This window comes from Streptomyces sp. NPDC020898, from assembly GCF_044333925.1.
Classification (GTDB): Bacteria; Actinomycetota; Actinomycetes; order Streptomycetales; family Streptomycetaceae; genus Streptomyces.
Genome location: NZ_JBIRRV010000015.1, coordinates 75,936 through 95,043, shown reverse-complemented (window position 1 = coordinate 95,043; position 19,108 = coordinate 75,936). Strand labels below are relative to the sequence as shown.

General features: G+C 70.9%; 12 protein-coding genes and 1 pseudogene. 3 read left to right on the top strand and 10 right to left on the bottom strand.

What is annotated here, in order from left to right:
- Positions 1 to 50 precede the first annotated feature (50 nt).
- A pseudogene (locus tag ACH4TV_RS36100) lies at positions 51 to 272 on the bottom strand (LuxR C-terminal-related transcriptional regulator); the annotation flags it as partial.
- 90 nt (positions 273 to 362) lie between these two features.
- Positions 363 to 2,483 (bottom strand): type IIA DNA topoisomerase subunit B, encoded by a 2,121-nt coding sequence (locus ACH4TV_RS36095; protein WP_398405498.1) that lies wholly within the window; start codon positions 2,481 to 2,483, stop codon positions 363 to 365.
- Positions 2,484 to 2,933: 450 nt separating this feature from the next.
- Between ACH4TV_RS36095 and ACH4TV_RS36090 the strand changes: the two genes are divergently transcribed.
- The gene (locus tag ACH4TV_RS36090) at positions 2,934 to 3,164 is read left to right on the top strand and encodes a hypothetical protein (RefSeq protein ID WP_055532400.1); all 231 of its coding nucleotides are present in this window, start codon (positions 2,934 to 2,936) and stop codon (positions 3,162 to 3,164) included.
- Positions 3,165 to 3,329: 165 nt separating this feature from the next.
- On the opposite strand, the gene ACH4TV_RS36085 is transcribed toward ACH4TV_RS36090, so the two are convergent.
- The 7 genes from ACH4TV_RS36085 to ACH4TV_RS36055 form a co-directional block, all read right to left on the bottom strand.
- Positions 3,330 to 4,196 carry a serine protease gene (locus ACH4TV_RS36085; RefSeq protein ID WP_398405497.1) on the bottom strand — a complete coding sequence of 289 codons (867 nt, stop codon included), beginning with the start codon at positions 4,194 to 4,196 and terminating at the stop codon, positions 3,330 to 3,332.
- A gap of 225 nt (positions 4,197 to 4,421) precedes the next feature.
- Positions 4,422 to 5,969 carry an RNA polymerase sigma factor gene (locus ACH4TV_RS36080; protein WP_398405496.1) on the bottom strand — a complete coding sequence of 516 codons (1,548 nt, stop codon included), beginning with the start codon at positions 5,967 to 5,969 and terminating at the stop codon, positions 4,422 to 4,424.
- Positions 5,970 to 6,493: 524 nt separating this feature from the next.
- Positions 6,494 to 7,381 (bottom strand): FadR/GntR family transcriptional regulator, encoded by an 888-nt coding sequence (locus ACH4TV_RS36075; RefSeq protein ID WP_398405495.1) that lies wholly within the window; start codon positions 7,379 to 7,381, stop codon positions 6,494 to 6,496.
- Positions 7,382 to 7,543: 162 nt separating this feature from the next.
- The gene (locus tag ACH4TV_RS36070; protein WP_398405494.1) at positions 7,544 to 9,457 is read right to left on the bottom strand and encodes an ATP-binding cassette domain-containing protein; all 1,914 of its coding nucleotides are present in this window, start codon (positions 9,455 to 9,457) and stop codon (positions 7,544 to 7,546) included.
- A gap of 85 nt (positions 9,458 to 9,542) precedes the next feature.
- Positions 9,543 to 10,301: an NUDIX domain-containing protein gene (locus tag ACH4TV_RS36065; protein WP_398405493.1), complete on the bottom strand. Its 759-nt coding sequence runs from the start codon at positions 10,299 to 10,301 to the stop codon at positions 9,543 to 9,545.
- A 131-nt stretch (positions 10,302 to 10,432) separates the two neighbouring features.
- On the bottom strand, positions 10,433 to 12,610 hold the full coding sequence (locus tag ACH4TV_RS36060; protein WP_398405492.1) for a glycogen debranching N-terminal domain-containing protein: 2,178 nt from the start codon (positions 12,608 to 12,610) through the stop codon (positions 10,433 to 10,435).
- A 511-nt stretch (positions 12,611 to 13,121) separates the two neighbouring features.
- Positions 13,122 to 14,690: a DUF4192 family protein gene (locus tag ACH4TV_RS36055; RefSeq protein ID WP_398405491.1), complete on the bottom strand. Its 1,569-nt coding sequence runs from the start codon at positions 14,688 to 14,690 to the stop codon at positions 13,122 to 13,124.
- A gap of 198 nt (positions 14,691 to 14,888) precedes the next feature.
- Between ACH4TV_RS36055 and ACH4TV_RS36050 the strand changes: the two genes are divergently transcribed.
- Both ACH4TV_RS36050 and ACH4TV_RS36045 read left to right on the top strand, forming a co-directional pair.
- Positions 14,889 to 17,054 (top strand): RecQ family ATP-dependent DNA helicase, encoded by a 2,166-nt coding sequence (locus ACH4TV_RS36050; protein WP_398405490.1) that lies wholly within the window; start codon positions 14,889 to 14,891, stop codon positions 17,052 to 17,054.
- A gap of 280 nt (positions 17,055 to 17,334) precedes the next feature.
- The gene (locus ACH4TV_RS36045; RefSeq protein WP_398405489.1) at positions 17,335 to 17,976 is read left to right on the top strand and encodes a hypothetical protein; all 642 of its coding nucleotides are present in this window, start codon (positions 17,335 to 17,337) and stop codon (positions 17,974 to 17,976) included.
- Positions 17,977 to 18,387: 411 nt separating this feature from the next.
- On the opposite strand, the gene ACH4TV_RS36040 is transcribed toward ACH4TV_RS36045, so the two are convergent.
- Positions 18,388 to 19,074, bottom strand: coding sequence for a hypothetical protein (locus tag ACH4TV_RS36040; protein WP_398405488.1), 687 nt, complete (start codon positions 19,072 to 19,074; stop codon positions 18,388 to 18,390).
- Positions 19,075 to 19,108 lie beyond the last annotated feature (34 nt).

Below are 19,108 nucleotides of genomic sequence, written 5' to 3'. Positions count from 1 at the left end.
GGACAGAACGGGAAGATCCCCGACTCTTCTTCTCCACGGTCTTCACCCCATCAGGTGACTCCACGCGTGGGAGGCAGCACCAACCCCCTCCTGTAGGCGTAACGCACCGCCTGCGCATGGTCCTTGATGGCCGTCCTGGCGAAGAGGTTGTTGATGTGGGTCTTCACCGTCGCCGCGGAGACGTGCAACTGGCGTGCGGGCGCGGCAGGCTCCGGTTCCGGCTCCGCCAGCCGTTCCAGGAGCCGCCGCTGGATGCTCGGCGACAGCCCCGCGCACCTGCCCCCAGCGCGCGGTACAGCGACTCGTCGTCCGCCACGTCGTGAGCACCACCCCACCCGCGCCGCCCAGTCCCGGCGCAGCGGCTACGCGTCGATTCGGGACCTGTCCAGCGTTGCCGCCGAGCTGGAGATGAACTCCTTGCGAGGGGCGACGTCGTTGCCCATCAGGAGATCGAAGACCTGTTCGGCGGAATCCAGGTCGGACAGGTTGATACGGCGCAGGGTGCGATGACGGGGGTCCATCGTGGTCTCGGCCAGCTGGTCGGCGTCCATTTCACCAAGGCCCTTGTAGCGCTGGATCGAGTCCTTGTAGCGGACGCCCTTGCTCTGGAACTCCAGAAGCTTCTCGCGGAGCTCACGGTCCGAGTACGTGTAGACGTACTTGTCCTGGCCCTTCTTCGGCTGGATGAGCTCGATGCGGTGCAGCGGCGGCACCGCGGCGAACACCCGGCCCGACTCGACCATGGGCCGCATGTAGCGGTGGAACAGCGTCAGCAGCAGGGTGCGGATGTGGGAGCCGTCGACGTCGGCGTCGGTCATCATGATGATCTTGCCGTAGCGGGCCGCGTCGATGTCGAACGTACGACCGGAGCCCGCCCCTATGACCTGGATGATCGCGCCGCACTCGGCGTTCTTCAGCATGTCCGTCACGGACGACTTCTGAACGTTGAGGATCTTGCCCCGGATCGGCAGCAGAGCCTGGAACTCCGAGTTCCGGGCGAGCTTGGCCGTACCGAGCGCGGAGTCCCCCTCCACGATGAACAGTTCGCTGCGCCCGACATCGTCACTGCGGCAGTCGGCGAGCTTGGCGGGCAGCGAGGAGGACTCCAGAGCCGTCTTCCGTCGCTGCGCGTCCTTGTGCTGGCGGGCCGCGATGCGTGTTCGAGCGGCGGAGACAGCCTTCTCCATGACGACACGGGCCTGCGCGGCGGCGTCCCGCTTGGTGGAGGTGAGGAAGTCCTTGAGCTCCTTGGACACCACGTTCGTCACGATGCGGCGGGCCGCCGAGGTACCGAGCACCTCCTTGGTCTGCCCCTCGAACTGCGGCTCCGCGAGACGTACGGTGACGACCGCGGTGAGGCCCTCCAGGGCGTCGTCCTTGACGATGTCGTCCTCGGCCACACGCAGCAGTTTCTTGGTGCGCAGCACCTCGTTCATCGTCTTCGCGACAGCCTGCTCGAAGCCCGCGACATGGGTGCCGCCCTTGGGGGTGGCGATGATGTTCACGAACGACTTCAGCGTCACGTCGTAGCCCGTGCCCCAGCGCAGTGCCACGTCGACGCCCAGCTCGCGGGTGACCTCGGTGGGCGTCATCTGGCCATGGTCGTCCAGGACCGGGACCGTCTCCTTGAAGGTGCCCTGCCCGGAGAAGCGGAGGACGTCGCAGACCGGCTTGTCACTGGCCAGGTACTCGCAGAACTCACTGATGCCGCCGTCGAAACGGAAGGACTCCTCGCCCTTGCTGCCGCCCTCGCCGAGCCCGAGCTCGTCACGGACCACGATGGTGAGGCCGGGCACCAGGAAGGCGGTCTGACGGGCTCGCTGGTGGAGGTGCTCCAGGGAGAGCTTGGCGTCCTTCAGGAAGATCTGCCGGTCGGCCCAGTAACGCACGCGCGTGCCGGTGCGGGTCTTGGGGATCCGCTTGGTCTTGCGCAGGCCTCCCGTCTCGAACGTGGCGTCCGGGCCGACGGCGGCGAAGGAACCGGGCACGCCGCGCCGGAAGCTGATCGCATGGGTGTTCCCCACGCGGTCGACCTCGACGTCCAGGCGCGCCGAGAGCGCGTTCACCACGGACGCGCCCACGCCGTGCAGGCCGCCGGACGCGGCGTACGAGCCGCCACCGAACTTTCCGCCGGCGTGCAGCTTGGTCATGACGACCTCGACACCCGAGAGGCCGGTCTTGGGCTCGATGTCCACGGGGATGCCGCGCCCGTTGTCCCGCACCTCGACGGAGCCGTCGTCGTGCAGGATGACGTCGATGTGGTCGCAGTGGCCCCCAAGGGCCTCGTCGACGGAGTTGTCGATGATCTCCCAGAGGCAGTGCATCAGGCCACGACTGTCGGTCGACCCGATGTACATGCCCGGGCGCTTACGCACGGCCTCGAGCCCCTCGAGGACGAGTAGGTGCCGCGCGGTGTAGTTGGAACCGTCCCGGTCTGCTCCTGCCAGCAGAGCTGTGGACGGCACGGACGTTTCGGCGGTCACGCGGTTCGCTCCTCGCTGAATTTCAATTGCGGCCCTGGTGGGTAAGGGCCCGGCTTCGGTCGCCGCTCAGAGGGTACCGAGGCCTGGTAGAGCCGATGTAACGCCACCCTCGTCCAAACTCACACTAATCCAGGGTCGCATGCTTGTTCGATCCCTCGATGGAGTGAAGTACATATCACGTTCCCTTCCAGGCATGAACCATTTAGGCTCCGGGCACGTCCTCATGAACAACCGGCAACCCAGCCGGGAGGACCTGACCACCGACAGACGACAGACAGCGCGAACCCGTACAGACACGAAGACACGCAATACGGCACATTCGCCGCCAACCGGCAGCAGACAGCCGTCTCGAAAAGATTTTTTCGAGGAAGAGGCACGAGCGGGAACGTTTTCGGCCTGGTTGGATGTTGACCCTGGTACGACAGCTCGTCGAGCTAGAGAAGAGGCGACGTGACTACTGTTCTGACCCCCGCGAGCCCGCTGACGGCCGCTGATCGCTGCGACCGCTGCGGCGCCCAGGCATACCTTCGCGTTGTCTTGGCGAGCGGCGGAGAACTGCTCTTCTGCGCCCACCACGGTCGCAAGTTCGAGCCGGAACTCAAGAAGATCGCCGCTGAGATACAGGACGAGACGGAGCGGCTGACGACCGTTCCGGCCAGCTCCAACGAAGAAGAACGCTGACACTTCGCGTCGACGACGAGCCAGCCCCGGCACAGGCCGGTCGAAGTGGTCGGTCACTCCTGTACCCAGGAGTGACCGACCACTTCGCACAATCTCCTCACGCGCCGTCAGGCGCCGGTAGGGGGATTACCTACCCAGACCCCTCAGACAGCCCCCGCAGGGCCCTCAGGCACCGCTCCCGGGCCGTGAGGCGGTATCCCACCCCATCGTCCGCACGACGTTCGAGATCCGCGTATAGACGCCCGGACTGCCGGGCCGTCCGCACCCACTCCCCCAGGACACGAGCCCGACCAGCCGACCCTGGGCGACCAGTGGCCCCCCACTGTCCCCCTGGCAGGCGTCCGGACCGCCCCCGGCCTCCCCGGCGCACAGCATGCTGTCCGCCCGGTACGTCCCGTCGGCGCTGCCCGGATACGCCCGCTCACAGAGCGCGTCGGTCAGCACACGCACACGTGCTGCGCGCAGACTGCGCGCGTAGTCGCCACCACCCGTGATGTCGCCCCAGCCATAGACCGTGGCGCTCGTACCGGGCTGGTACGCCGGGTCACCGGCGGCCGCCATCCCGATGACCGAACCCTGCGGGAGGACCTCCCCGAGGGTGAGCACGGCGAAGTCCCCGGCGTTGCTGATCTTGTCGTAGCCCGGATTCACCCAGGTCTCCCGTACGGCGATCTCCTTGCCCTGGGCCGACGTCAGATCCGTCCGCCCGGCGATGACCTTCAGGTCCTGTACGCGGTGGGGCGGCGCGCCCAGGACGTCCTCGCCCAGGCAGTGGGCCGCGGTCAGTACGGTGGTCGGGGCGACGGCCACACCGCCGCAGAACTGCCCGGCCCGCGTACCCCCGAACCGGTCACGGCTGGACAGCGCCACCGTCCACGGCCCCTCGGACACATCGACCGGGAACCCACCGACAACGACCCCGTCGGCGGCCACAGGGACGGCGGACGCCAGCGGTATCACGGCCGCCGCGGCCACAAGGGCCAGCGGCAGGGTCAGCGTCCGGGACAGGGCCCGGACAAAGGGGTGACGCATGCGCGCTCCTCACTCTGGGATGATCACGAGAAACCCAGAGTGATCCAACGGGCTCGGTCCCGCACGCGCGCGCCACGAAAGAGGGACACCGCCGGCTGGAGCACCTCGCCCCGCACGCGCCGGACCGCACACCCCGCGCGCCGGTCCGACGACTCACACCCGGGCAGCACGAAGGCCCGGCTTCCCCTGAGGGAGACCGGGCCTTCCGTGCCGTACGACCGCGACCTAGTCGAGGTAGTCGCGCAGCACCTGGGAACGTGACGGGTGCCGCAGCTTCGACATGGTCTTGGACTCGATCTGGCGAATGCGCTCGCGCGTGACGCCGTACACCTTGCCGATCTCGTCGAGGGTCTTCGGCTGACCGTCGGTGAGACCGAAGCGCATCGAGACGACGCCCGCCTCGCGCTCGGACAGGGTGTCGAGGACCGAGTGCAGTTGCTCCTGGAGAAGCGTGAAGCTGACCGCGTCGGCCGGGACGACCGCCTCGGAGTCCTCGATGAGGTCACCGAACTCGCTGTCGCCGTCCTCACCCAGAGGGGTGTGGAGGGAGATCGGCTCGCGGCCGTACTTCTGGACCTCGATGACCTTCTCCGGGGTCATGTCGAGTTCCTTGGCCAGCTCCTCCGGGGTGGGCTCGCGGCCCAGGTCCTGGAGCATCTGGCGCTGCACGCGCGCGAGCTTGTTGATGACCTCGACCATGTGCACCGGGATACGGATGGTGCGCGCCTGGTCGGCCATGGCTCGGGTGATCGCCTGACGGATCCACCAGGTGGCGTACGTCGAGAACTTGTAGCCCTTGGTGTAGTCAAACTTTTCCACCGCGCGGATCAGACCGAGGTTGCCCTCCTGGATCAGGTCCAGGAACAGCATTCCGCGGCCGGTGTAACGCTTGGCCAGGGAGACCACCAGACGGAGGTTGGCCTCCAGGAGGTGGTTCTTGGCGCGGCGCCCGTCCTCGGCGATGATCTCCAGCTCGCGCTTGAGCTTCGGGGCGAGCTTGTCGGCGTTGGCCAGCTTGTCCTCGGCGAAGAGGCCCGCCTCGATGCGCTTGGCGAGCTCGACCTCCTGCTCGGCGTTGAGGAGCGGGACCTTGCCGATCTGCTTGAGGTAGTCCTTGACCGGGTCCGCGGTGGCACCGGCCACGGCGACCTGCTGGGCCGGCGCGTCGTCCTCGTCGTCGTCGGAGAGGACGAAGCCCTTGTTCTCGGCCCCTTCCTCCTCCTCGTCGCCGGCCTTGGCCGCGCCGGCGGTCTCCTCGGTCGCCTCGTCGTCGAGAAGCTCAGCGTCGTCCTTCTTGGCGCTGGTCTTCTTGGCAGCGGCTGTCGTCTTCTTGGCGACTGTCTTCTTCGCGACAGTCTTCTTGGCGGTCGCCTTCTTGGCGGCGGCCCTCGTGGGTGCGTCGCCCTCGGCGGAAGCGTCTGCGACGGACGCCGCCGGGGTGGCGGTGGCGGTGGCCTTCTTCGTGGTCACCGTCTTGGCCGCGACCGTCTTGGTGGCGGTGCGCTTGGCCGGGCTCTTTGCTGCGACGCTCTTTCGGGTGCGCTTGGGCTCCGCGGCACTGACCATCAGCGTCACACCCTCTTCCTCGAGGATCTGGTTGAGGCTGCGCAGTACGTTCTTCCACTGAGTGGCCGGAATCTGGTCAGCTTCGAAGGCCCGACGCACGTCATCGCCGGCGATCTGCCCCTCAGCCTTTCCCCGCTCGATGAGCGCCATGACAGAGACGGACTCGGCGATCTCCGGCGGGAGCGTACGGGATGTGCTGGCCGACACGAACAACCTCTCGGAACGTTGGAAAACGGCTTCCGGCCCCGTCCACTGAGGACAGGAACCGACGACCGCCGACTGGGGATGGGCCGACGGCGCGGGCGGGGCCGGGAAGATGCACAGCGCCTTGAACGGCGTCCGTATTCCCTCCGCGGCTGTCACCTCTTAGGTCATCGCGCTGCTCCCGCAAGCGTTACGCCCAATCTGCGTGGCCCGAGTCACACCCCGTAAGCTCTCAAAAGCGGTCAGGTGCGGCTAAAGGTGGTCAGTCATGATCCTGCCCGGGCCGTCGCGACCGGTCAGCGGCCACATCGGCAGACGGGTCCACTGCCGCGATGGACGCTTCAGGACGGTCCGCCGCCCCGCGCGGTCCACCACTTCTTCGCGCTGCCACGCAGTCACCCCGGCGCACTGCCGGGCCCCGCCGAGCCCTCTCGGGATCCGACGGGGCCCGGCAGTGATGGATCGCAGGCCGAGCGATGTCTCCGGAGGGCGACACAGCCTCCGATCGCCCCGCCCTCTGCGCGTGGTCAGTGCTCGCGCGGGGCGGGGACCACGCGCTCCACCTCGGGGTGCACGATGAGGAGCTGCCGCATGGCCGCCTCCGCCCCCGCGCCGTCGCCCGCAGCGAGCGCGTCGACGATCCTGGCGTGGTGCGTCAAGGACGCCTCGGTGGGCCGGTCACAGCCGGTGACCGGGGAGCCGGACACGTGGAGAGCGGACGACACAATCCCGGAGAGGTGCTCCAGCATGCGGTTGCCTGCGAGCTGGATGAGCAGCGAGTGGAACTCGTTGTCGGCGCGCGAGAACGTCAGCGCGTCGCCCTGGCTCATGGCATGGCCCATGATCTCGACCATGTCGACGAGCCGCTGCTGGACATCCTCTCGCCCGTGCCCGGCGGCGAGGCGAGCGGCGAGCGGCTCGATCGTCCAGCGCAGCTCACTGAGCTCCCGGCGCTGATCGTCGCGCTGCGGCCCGAAGGCCCGCCACTCGATGATGTCCGGGTCGAGGAGGTTCCAGTCGCTGACGGGACGCACGCGCGTGCCCACGTTCGGCCTGGCGCTCACCAGCCCCTTCGCCTCCAGGACGCGGAGCGACTCGCGGACGACGGTGCGGGAGACCTCGAAGCGCTGGCCGATCTCCTCGGGCACGAGGGGGCGGTCCGCGCCCAGGTCGCCGGAGACGATCATCTGGCCCAGCTGCTGGACGAGTTGACCGTGCAGCCCGCGACCTCGGCTGCCCGCGGAACGACGGCCCACGCGGCCCAGTTCCTGGTCCGTGGCGTCCCAGGAGGGGACTCCGACGCGGCCGGCACCGGGAGCCTCGGCGTAGGGGTAGCGGTCGAGTTCGCCCGGGCCGGCGAGACCGGAGTCTGCGGAGCGGGCGGCGGTCATCATGGTGTGCGCAAGGGTACTCACGGATCCTTTGTCGGCTCCGTCTCCAACTCCCTTGAGGTCTTTGGTGAAAAGCACACGAAAGGGTGATCGCTCACCCCGTCGCAATTGACGCCTTATCGGAAAGAAATGGGCGTTCTTCGGGAAGTTGTGCGCACGGCGGGACCTGAAGGCTGCGGACGGTTGTCATCGGACCCTGCTTCGCAGGGTCGTGAGTACATACGCACAGAGCAGAGCAGCCAGCGACAACGTCAGCGCGCCACCGACGGGTTGGGCGACCATCCGCGCCACGCCGGACAGATACCGCTCACCCCCGAACGGCCACTGCGCCAGGAACAGCTCTCGCAGGCGCACGGAGAAACCGGCCGCGCTCCGCACGGACGAGCCCTCCAGGAACTTCTGCACGAGGGGCACCACGAGGACCGGTACGGCGACGACCACCGCGAGCCCGGCCGTGGTGGACCGGAAGACGCCTGCGGCCAGCACCCCGGCCCACGCACAGCCGATCACGAGGCCGATCCACCGTGCGGTCAGCGCGAGCCAGTCGGCGGGAACCTGCGCCAGCTCCCGTCCGTAGACGAGGTAGAGCACTTCGGCGTCGCAGCCCACCGTGAGGAAGGCCAGCAGCAGTCCGGTGGCCGCGGCGACGAGGAGCTTGGCGGCGAGCAAACCGAGTCGGCGGGGCACGGTGCCACGGTCCGCTGCCAGGGCGGGGTGGCGGAACTCGTCGCCGAAGGCGATGGCCCCGAGCAGCCCGGCGCCGAGTGCCGCGGGCGGGAGGGGCAGTTCCTGTGGCCAGGCGGCCAGCAGACGATGCTGCGGGGTGTGGCCGATGCGGGCCAGCAGTACGGCGATGAGGGCGGACGAGACGAGCACGGCGGCCCCGGTCAGAAACCCGGTGCCGACACCGCCGGCCCGGCGCAGCTCGTAGCGGAGAGGGCGCAGGGGACTCGGAGCGGGGCGGACGGAGATGGGGGGCGGAAGCGGGGGCAGGTTGCCGGAGGCGAGGGCATCGGAGGAGCGCGGGTGCGCACCCGGGGGGCGTGCGGGCGCGGCCGCTGCCTGGGTGGGGTCGGCTGCCGGCTCGGCGGCGGACGTGGCTGTCGGCACGAAGCTGAGGATCGTCTTCGACTCGGTGGGACCAGTCGGCGGGGTGGCATCGATTGACGCTGTGGTTGACATACAGGGGCTCAGCTCGGCAGGGCTGTTCGGTGCGCCGGCTCCGGGGCCCATGTCACCCACCTCGTCGGCGAGTTGGTGTACGAGGATGGCGTGCCGGAACGCGGTCTCGCCGATGTCCGCACAGGTACTGCCGTACACGGAGAGGCGGTTGCCGGACTCCCGTACGACCTCGACCGAGCGCTGCGCTGTCCGGGCTTCCTTGGTCAGCAGGGCCGCGAGACGGGTGGCGTGCGGGCTGTGGACGGCGACGCGGGGGCGCAGCCGGGTGCGGGAGAAGTCCGCGGCGTCCTGGTCGGCGACCAGTCGCCCCTGGTCCAGGGTGATGATCCGGTCGGCGGTACGGGCCGCCTCCTTGGGGTCGGTGGTGGTGAACAGGACCGTGCCACCCTGGGTCGCGTGGGCGCGCAGCATGCCGTGCAGCCAACGGCTTTCGCCTGCGGACAGGCCGTCGGTGAGGGCGTCGAGCACGAGGGTGTGCGGGTCGGCCAGCAGGGCGCAGGCCAGGCCGAGCCGACGGTCCATGCCCCGTGACAGCGTGCCCAGCCGTTCTTCGCGCAGGCTGACGAGGCCGACGACCTCAAGGACTTCGTCGGCGCGGCGGACCGGCACGCCCGCCGCCGCGCACAGCATGCGGAGTTGGCCTCGGACCGTGCGCGCGGGGTGGCCCGGCACATCGCCCAGGAGAACGCCGACCTCGCGTGACGGATGAGCGATGCGGTGCAGCGGGCGGCCTCTGAAGTAGGCGACTCCGCGGCCCTGTTGGAGTTCGAGCATCAGCCTGAGCACCGCTGTCTTGCCGGCGCCGGGGGTACCGAGGAGCGTGGTGACGCAGCCCGCGCGCGCTTCGAAGGAGACGTCGTCGACGGCGGGCGAAAGCTCCTTGCGGGGGTTGCTGGTCAGTCCGAAGGCCTGGATCACCCGTAGCAAGATAGCGCGTTATGTCTGTTTCACCGGGTTCAGCAGGGCCCACTTGCCGACAGGCATCCGCCCACGGCGTTCCGGGTCAGACCTCGGGGCGCAGCATCGGAGGGTTGAGCAGCGTGGCGCCTCCGGCGCGGAAGAGCTGGGCAGGGCGGCCGCCCTGCCGGGTGGTGGTACCTCCGGTGGGGACCAGGAAGCCCGGGGTGCCCGTGACCTTGCGGTGGAAGTTGCGCGGGTCGAGGGCCACGCCCCACACCGCCTCGTACACGCGACGGAGCTCGCCGACCGTGAACTCGGTCGGGCAGAACGCGGTGGCCAGCGAGGAGTACTCGATCTTGGAGCGGGCGCGTTCCACCCCGTCCGAGAGGATCTGGGCGTGGTCGAAGGCGAGTGGCGCCGCCTGTTCGCCGTCACGGCCGTAGCCGCCCTGCTGCAGCAGCTCCTCGACGGGTGCCCAGCGTGCGCTGTTGGCGTCACCGCCGGCCCGGGGAGCCGGCAGGTCGGGGGCGAGCGCGAGATGGGCGACGCTGACCACGCGCATCCGGGGGTCGCGCTTGGGGTCGCCATAGGTCCCGAGCTGTTCCAGATGGGCGCCGTTGTCCTGAGCGGGCGCGTCCGGGTCGTGGGCGCGCAGGCCGGTCTCCTCGGCCAGCTCACGCGCCGCGGCCTGCGCCAGATCCTCGTCGGCCCGTACGAAGCCGCCGGGGAGTGCCCAGCGCCCTTGAAAGGGCGGCTCACCCCTGCGTACCGCCAGCGCGCACAGGGCGTGGCGACGCACGGTCAGCACGACCAGGTCCACGGTGACGGCGAAGGGCGGGAAGGCTGACGGGTCGTAGGGCATGTCGCGATCATAGTCGTCTGCCTGACGATAAACACTCCCTTCTCCGGCCGCACCCATGGCTGATCCACGGCAGTCGGGCACGGGTCCCACAGGGCCGCTTCCGGTCATCCTCCCGGGCATGTCGTACGAGGTCACGCCCCCAATTGCAGTCCGGTGGCGGCCTCCTCGACCATGGCGATGCCCAGTCGGCCGACCCGCACGGAGAAGGGGGCACCCGCGACCCGTAATCCCGTCAGACCGATCTCTCCCAGCGGCACGCTGCGTACGGGGCGGAGCGTGACTGTGCCCGCCGGAGCGTCCGGTCGGATGCCGGCCAGGGTGGTGAGCAGCAGCACCCCGGAGGCGGCGGCGACGGCCGACGGGCGGCAGGCCGCGGGGTGGGGCAGCGGGGCGCCTCCTTCCGTGCGCTGCTCTCCCGCATACATCTCCGGCAGCCGGTACTCGAAGGCCTCGGCCGCTGCCAGGAGGCCCCGCAGCAGCGAACTCGCCTCCCTCTCGTACCCGGCAACGGCCAGGCCCACGACGGCCACGGCGGTCTCCTGGACCCGCACGGCGCCGCTCCGGTGGCCGAACGGGTTGTATCCCTCCTCCTTACTGCCGAGGCCGCGCAGTCCCCAGCCCGAGTCCATCGCGGGGCTGCCGAACAGCCGGGCGAGTTGTTCGGTCTGCACCTTGTCGAGCAGTCCGGGGGCCGGCTCGCCCGCGCCCAGCAGACCGGTGTCGAGGAGATGGGCGGCGATCGCGCCGAAGTGCGGCACGATGCGCCCGTCCGGGGTACGGGCGGCCGCCGGTCTGCCGCCGCCCCGGTCGTCGACCCAGAAATCGTCCCGGAACGCGGTCCGCAACTCCTTGGCCCACTGCCGCAGCCCGGGGCCGCCCGGTCTGCCGTACGCGTCGAGCAGATCGGCGCCGAGGAGGGCGGCGCGGTGTGCGTGCGCCTGCGTCTCGCAGCGTAGGGGCCCGCCGGGGTGCGGGTCGGGCAGGTAGGTGCCGTCGCCCACGGTGGCGCGCAGCCAGGTCAGACAGCGCTCGGCCGTCGGGAGCAGTTCCTCGGTCTCCTGGTCGGGGAGCCCCCAGCGACGAGCCTCCGCGAGGAGCACGGGGAAGAGCAGTGTGGCCTCTGTACCCGTACAGCCCGGCGGCAGGTGCGCACCCGCGTCCCGGCGCGGTCCGGGGAGCATGCCGGCCCTCGGGCCCGGCCCCAGGAACTGGGTGCGGGCGAGGGTGCGCAGTGTGCCCGCGGCGAGCCCGGTACCGAGAGGGAGTGTCATCCGGGCGGCGGCAAGGGCCTCGGCCGGGGCCATGCCGCAGCGCCACGGGGCCCCTGCCGCGAGGTGGGTGTCGGAAGGATGCGCGGGGTCGCGCAGGAGGAGGGCCTGGAGGTCCTCGATGCTGGTCCGTAGGAGCGCCTGGACACGGGGATCGTCACCGACGGCCCGTGCTGGGGCGAGGGGGCTCGTCGCCACGTGACCCACGGCTCGGACGGGCCCCGCGCCGTCCGGCCTGATGCGCAGCTCCAGGGTCGTGGAACCGCCCGGCGGCAGTTCGATCTCCCAGCGCAGCAGGCCCGCGGATGCCAGCGCGTCGGAGGGTGGCGGATCGGCCGTGACCGCCGCGCCGCCGGTGGCGCAGGACCAGCGCAGGCCGAAGGCGTGGACGGTGGCGGGCAGTTCGGGCCCTACGGTTCCGGCGGCGATCGCACCCAGATCCGCCAGGTCCGTTCCGAGCGATACCTCCACCGGCAGGCGCAACGGGCGTAGCGCCGCGCTGCGCAGGGTGATCCGTTCCGTGCCGTCCGCGTGACGGTCACGCACGACGACGACGTCCGGATCCGGGCCACCGTCCGGTGAGGCACGCAGGGTCCCCACGAAGCGGGCACTGTCGGCGGCGGTCATCCGGGCCTGTACCGCGAGCGGTTCGCGTCCGGCCACGCGGACCTGGCACCGGGCGAGCACGCGCCTGCCCGCGCGGTAGAAGCCCTCCAGTCCATGGCCGGTGAGTTGCCCCTGGTCCGTGGAGATCGCGAGCCCAGGGAGGGCGACGCAGATCAGGGCGGTGTGGGTCGGGGGCAGGTGAGCGGGCCTGCGGGCGGCCGGGGGTGGGGAGAGCGGGGGCCGAGTACCGAACGGTGGAGGCGCGCCCCTCGCCGTGGGGGCAGAAGGGCGCCCGGAGCCCGGGAAACGTGGCTCCGGGCCACGCGGGTTCCCTGCGCCCACGGGGGCTCCGGTGCCTCCCCGCGAGGGCGGCGCGGGGGTGCTTGCGGCACGACGGTCGTCGTCGGCGGCCGGGGGCGGGGTCGGCGGATGCATGGGCGGCTTCTTCTGCGCTCTGGGCGCCGAGAGCGCGCTCGGCGCCTGGTAGGTGACTTCGGCGGGGCAGGGGCGATGCGGCGGCTCGGCCCGTCCAAGGGTTCCGCCACTCAGGTGAACGGACCAAGGCTTCCCCGGGTCACGCCTACGGCGGGACAAGCCGACCGAATGGCGGTGGGCCGGGGTGTGCCGTCGGCCGGTGCCAGGACGGCTGCACCGACGGTTCGCTGCCGTGGGGAGGGTGAGTCGTCCTTGAGCTGTTTTGGCGCCGGTCACTTGTACGTGGGAGGCCCTGCCGTTGCTCAATCGCCGGTCGGGGGTTCTGCCGTTGCCGATCGGTCCGCCGCCTGTCACGCCGTTGCCGGGACGTGCGTCAGCTGTCCCGCCGCTGCTCAGCCCTCGGTCGCCTGTCCTGTCGCCGATCGGGCGCCCGTCTGCCTTCCCGCCATTGCCGACCTGTCCGTCTGGCATCCGGTTGCTGCCCGGGCGTCCAGGGGCTGCCCACCACCGCTCACGCATCGTTCCCTTTCGTCCCGTGGCTGCGAGGGGCGGCCTCTCCCGTGCCCGTGCTTCGACGACGTACGGCGGGCTTGGCCGAAGGCTGAGGACGGGTTCCGCCGGCCCTCCTGGCACGAGGGCGGGTCTCGGCGTCACCTGTGGGGTTCACCCGGCGTCGGCGCCTCGTGGCCGACTCCAGTGCCCGTGCGGCACCGCTGGTCGACGTCGAGCAGGACGGGGGACCCGCGACCTCGCCGCCCGCCGTCGTGGCTCCGGGGCCATCGATCGGGCCGTCGCCGACGATCGCTGCCGCGCCATCGATGCCGCTCGCCAACTCGCTCTCCTCAACGGCGTCGACCCCGTCCATGTGCTCTCCCCAGCTGGTGCCCATGTCCTCGCCCGCGTCGCTGTCCTCGGCCCTCTCGGTGTCCGGCGCCGTTCGGGGCTGCCCGGCGGTCACGCCTGTCCGGCCGCCGCGTTCCGCGCGCAGGCAGCGGCGGATGGACTCCGGGTCCAAGCCTTCGTTGCAGGCCTGGTGCAGCAGACGGGCGAACAGGTAACCGGGGTCCGCGCCGAGGGCCATGGCCAGGGCTTCCCTGGCCTCCAGATCATCACCGGTCGACCAGGCGACCCAGCCGGCGAGAGTCAGGGGCGCTGCGGCGTGCTCGCCGTACGGGCCGACACAGCGGCGGGCGAGAGCCCGCCAGAGGCGCAGGGCCGGCGCCGCCTCGTCGCCCTCCATCCACTCGGCCGCACGATCACGGGTCGCACGGTCCTGGAGGCCCAGGATCAGCGTGGCGGCCTCGTCGTGTTCGAGGAGTGCGTCGTCGCGGAGGTCCGCCGAGAGCGTGCCGGACACCACGGGTGCGTCGGCGAATCGGCGCCTGACCCGCAGTGCCTGTCGCAGGGTCTCCTCGGCCACGTCCGCGCGGCTCTCGTGGTCGAGGATCCGCGGGACCAGGCGGGCACTCGCGGTGTCGAGCGCACGCTCCTGTTCCCACGCCACCGCGGTCTCCCAGGGGTGGAACCTGGCCCGCAACTCGCGCAGCGTGCCCCGCACCTGCAGACCGGCGTAGGTCGCGGCGGCGGCCAGCACCGAGGTTCCTGGCAGGCCCATCGGCACCCCGTCGTCCGGACAGCACTCGGGTGTCGCGCAGCAGTACGACCAGAAGCGGCTGTCGGCGATGCACAGCGCCTCGACCACCGGTACGTCGAGACGGCCGCACTCGGTACGCAGCAACTGGGCGAGCGGTCGCAGATGTTCCCTCACCTGATGCCCCGACTCGCCGTTCGTCGGCTCCTGGCAGAGATACACGACCATGCTCTCGGGCCGCGCACCTCTGCGCTCGCTTCCGGTCACCAGTCCGTGCGTCAACTGCTGCGCCACGGCGGGCCAGTCGTCCGGGTTCGCGGGAATTCCGAGTCGGGCTCGGCCACCGAACCGACCACGCCCGTCCTTGTCGTGCAGTGCGACGAGGACGATGCTGTCCTCGGGGCGGTAGCCGAGCAGATACGGCAGGGCGTCGGCCAGTTCGGCCGGGGTACGCAGGGTGACCTGATGCGTTTCGCTGTGATTCGTCATGCGGCGACGATCTCGCGGATTTTCGCATTCCGCTTTGGCCTGTGGATAACCTCGACCAGGGACACGTCAAAGGCGACGCCGGGCTCACCCGCCACTTCCGCGCATCCGCACACCCAGGCGGTCGTGCGCGCCCGCCGGGTGGCCGTGATGGGCCGTCTCGCGTCCCGAGTGTCAGCGGCGTCCTGTTGTATGGGGTGCATGGAGCACACGAACAACGCGGATCTCCGGGCGGCGGCCGACACCGTCCTCGCCCGTCTCGTCGGGGACGCCACCGGCGCGGCCCGGCTGCGCGAGGACCAGTGGCGGGCGATCGAGGCGCTGGTCGCCGACAAGCGCCGGGCCCTGGTTGTGCAGCGCACGGGGTGGGGCAAGTCCGCGGTGTACTTCGTGGCGACCTCACTGCTGCGAGCGGGGGGCAGCGGGCCCACCGTGATCGTCTCGCCGCTGCTCGCGCTGATGCGCAACCAGGTCGAGGCCGCGGCCCGGGCGGGCATCCACGCACGGACGATCAACTCCTCGAACACCGAGGAGTGGGACACGATTCAGGGCGAGATCGCGGCGGGCGAGGTCGACGTCCTGCTGGTCAGCCCCGAGCGGCTCAACAACCCGGACTTCCGCGACCAGGTGCTGCCCGAGCTCTCTGCCGCGACGGGCCTGCTGGTGGTGGACGAGGCGCACTGCATCTCCGACTGGGGCCACGATTTCCGCCCCGACTACCGCCGACTGCGCACGATGCTCACGGATCTCGCCCCGGGAGTGCCCGTCCTGGCCACCACCGCCACGGCGAACGCGCGCGTGACCGCCGACGTGGCCGAACAGCTGGGCACCGGGGGCTCCTCGGACGCCCTGGTGCTGCGCGGCGCGCTGGACCGGGAGAGCCTGAGCCTGAGTGTGCTGCGGCTGCCGGACGCGGCGCACCGGATGGCATGGCTCGCCGACCACCTCGCCGACCTGCCGGGCTCCGGGATCATCTACACGCTCACGGTGGCCGCCGCCGAGGAGGTCACGGCCTTTCTCCGGCAGCGCGGACGCACGGTCGCCTCGTACACGGGGAAGACGGAGAACGCCGACCGGCAGCAGGCCGAGGACGACCTGCTCGCCAACAGGGTGAAGGCCCTGGTGGCGACGTCCGCGCTCGGCATGGGCTTCGACAAACCGGACCTCGGCTTCGTCGTGCACCTCGGTTCGCCCTCCTCCCCGATCGCCTACTACCAGCAGGTCGGTCGCGCCGGACGTGGCGTCGAGCACGCGGAGGTGCTGCTGCTCCCGGGGAAGGAGGACGAGGCGATCTGGGAGTACTTCGCCTCCCTCGCCTTCCCGCCGGAGGAGCTGGTGCGCCGCACTCTCGACGTCCTCGCGCGCGCGGAGCGGCCGTTGTCGCTGCCCGCTCTGGAGCCTCTGGTGGAGCTGCGCCGCTCCCGTCTGGAGAGCATGCTCAAGGTCCTCGACGTCGACGGGGCCGTCAACCGCGTCAAGGGCGGCTGGATCGCCACGGGCCGGCCCTGGACGTACGAGACGGAGCGGTACGAGTGGGTGGCGCGCCAGCGGAGGTCCGAGCAGCAGGCGATGCGCGCGTACGCGTCGACGACGGACTGCCGAATGGAGTTCCTCCAGCGCCAGTTGGACGACGAGGGCGCCAAGCCCTGTGGCCGCTGCGACAACTGCGCGGGGGCCCGGTTCACAGCCGACGCCTCCTCGACGGCCGTCGACGCCGCGCGCGCGGACCTGGGCCGGGCCGGTGTCGAGGTCGAGCCCCGCCGCATGTGGCCGACCGGGCTGCCGGCGATCGGAGTCGATCTGAAGGGACGTATTCCGGCCGGTGAACAGGCCTCCGCGGGGCGCGCGTTGGGCCGGTTGTCGGACATCGGCTGGGGCAACCGGCTGCGGCCGATGCTCTCGCCGCAGGCCTCGGACGGGCCGGTGCCGGACGATGTGGCCAAGGCCGTCGTCGGCGTGCTGGTCGACTGGGCGAAGGGGCCCGACGGCTGGGCCGCGGGGGCCGCTGCGCCGCAGTCGCGCCCGGTCGGCGTCGTCACCATCGCCTCACGGGCCCGTCCGCAGCTGATCACGTCCCTGGGAGCCCGGATCGCGGAGATCGGCCGGCTGCCGCTGCTGGGCAGCCTGGAGTACGCCGGTGACGCCCCGCCCGTGTCCCGCAGCAACAGCGCCCAGCGGCTGAAGGCACTGGACGGAGCGCTGATCGTGCCGCCCGCGCTGGCTTCCGCCCTCGCCGGGACGCAGGGGCCGGTCCTCCTGGTCGACGACTTCACGGAGACCGGCTGGACGCTCGCGGTGGCGGCCCGGATGCTCCGACGGGCAGGTGCACAAGGGGTGTTGCCACTGGTCCTGGCCGTGCAGGGCTGATGACGACCAGGTGAACCAAGCCGGTCAACCGGACCAACAGGGCCTTCCCGACGACCCCAGGCCTCTACAAATGACCCACCGGGCAGGGATATAATCCACAGATCGTCAGAAACCGGCCGGTGGCCCCATTTGCTCGTTGCCGCAACCCAGTTCGACAGCAAGAATTGGAGTCCGCTCCCCGCACGGCATGTCCGTGGTCCGGCAGGGCTTCGCTGCGGTGTGCGCTCCCCCAAGTCCGATCTCTCGCCCGCAGTGTGGGCTCGTAGCCGAAGGGAGGACCGTGACCTTCGGATTCGCTCCGTCCCCCGCGGCATCCATGTCGACGTCTGCCGACCTGTCTGCCGCTTCCACCAACTCAGTGGCCCGCATGCTCGAACCCGCGGAGTGGGCCGCAGCCGGGATACCCCTGCTGCGCAATCCCCGCGAGGTCGTCAGCGGACTGCACGCCCGGCACCGTCCCGAGCCTGCGACCGCCATCGTGGCCGTCCTCGATTCGGACGAGCGACTTCGGGCGAGCGCCTCGTTCATCCGCCGTTCGGCGCCGGCCGACGGCTGGATGTTCCGCAACGCGCTGCTCGCGCAACTGCGCCGGGTCATTCCGCACGACCTGCGCCGCCGTACACCGGTGCGCACGGCCGTCCTGCTCTACTGCCGTGACGGCGACGCGCGTTGGACGGAGGAGGACGGTGCGTGGATGTGGGGCCTGCGCGACGCCTGCACTCTGCACGGCCTGCGCTGCGGCGCATACATCACGCTGACGCATGACGGCTGGCAGGTCCTGGGCGAGGGCCGCGGAGGGCGCCGCCCGAACGCGGATTCACCACCGGAGCCCTTCGCCACGTCCGAGGCACCGCCACCGCTGCCGATGCCCCGCACCGGAGGCGCCGCCTCGGACATCCTGCGCCGCGCCGCAGCCCGCTGAAACCGGCGCCCGGCGAACACGCCCCGCGCCATTGCCGTTTCGGCGGTACGTCCGCCTCGTACGGCTGCACGTGCCGGACCCGGGCTACGGCCACGTCGTACAGAACGCCACCGCGGACAACGACGTCCGCCGGTACGACGTACGACGGCAATCACGTCGTACCGGGGCACACGACCGCACCGACGCGCACGCGTGCCCCCGTCGCCCGTACGACGCCGAGCCCTGTCGGCGCACGCCGAAGGGGCAGTCCGCTCCAAGCGTCGGGAAGCTCCGCGACGGAGGCCACGAGGTCCCGGCGCGTCCGCGTCAGGGAACGGCGAATCCCCCTCCGTGCGGATACCGCTTCAGCGGCCCTCGGTCAGCCGGTCCGGTGCCGCTGGACCGGCCACCCCCGGGCGAACCGGAACCGGCTCAGACCCCCGCGCCCAGCACCGAGTTGATCTGCTGCGGGTCACCGCAGACGATCAGCAGGGCACCGGCCCGGCCGAGAGCCAGGGGAAGGGTCGTGGCGGCCGTGGCGTCGGAACCGTCGTTGACGGCGACCACGACCACGGGACGGGAAGCGGCACGGTTCACAGCGGCGGCATCGGCATAGAAGACGTCGTCGCCCGCGTCGTGCTGCGCCCAGTACGGGGCCTCGCCGAAGGACAGCTCGTGTACGGCCCACGGGTGCGGTTCGCCGGTGGTGATCACCAGCACCTCGCCGGGGGCGCGACCCGACTCCAGGAGCAGGTCGACGGCTTCCTCGGCAGCGTCCAGCGCGCCCTCGGCCGAGGCCGGAACCAGCTGGATCTGCGGGGACGCCGAAGCCGCGGAGGCAGGGGCAGGAGGGTTGGAAGGGGCAGGGGCGGCCGGAACCACCGGCGCCCCCGGCTTGACCGCGGACGCGGTCGCAGCCACGGCCGCGGGTGCGTCATGCGGTGCACGCTGGGCCGGCGCCGTGGGCCGGAAGGGACCCGGACGGCCGGGACGCGGCGGAGCCGCGGGGCGCGGGCCGGGTACGGGACGAGGGGTCGGCGCGGTTCGGCTGTTGGCCGGAGTCGCGCGGGGACCCTGGGCACTCTCGTGAATCTGAGGCTCCTCGGGAATGAGAGGCATGACCTGATATTTATCAAACGCCGGTGCGACTCGC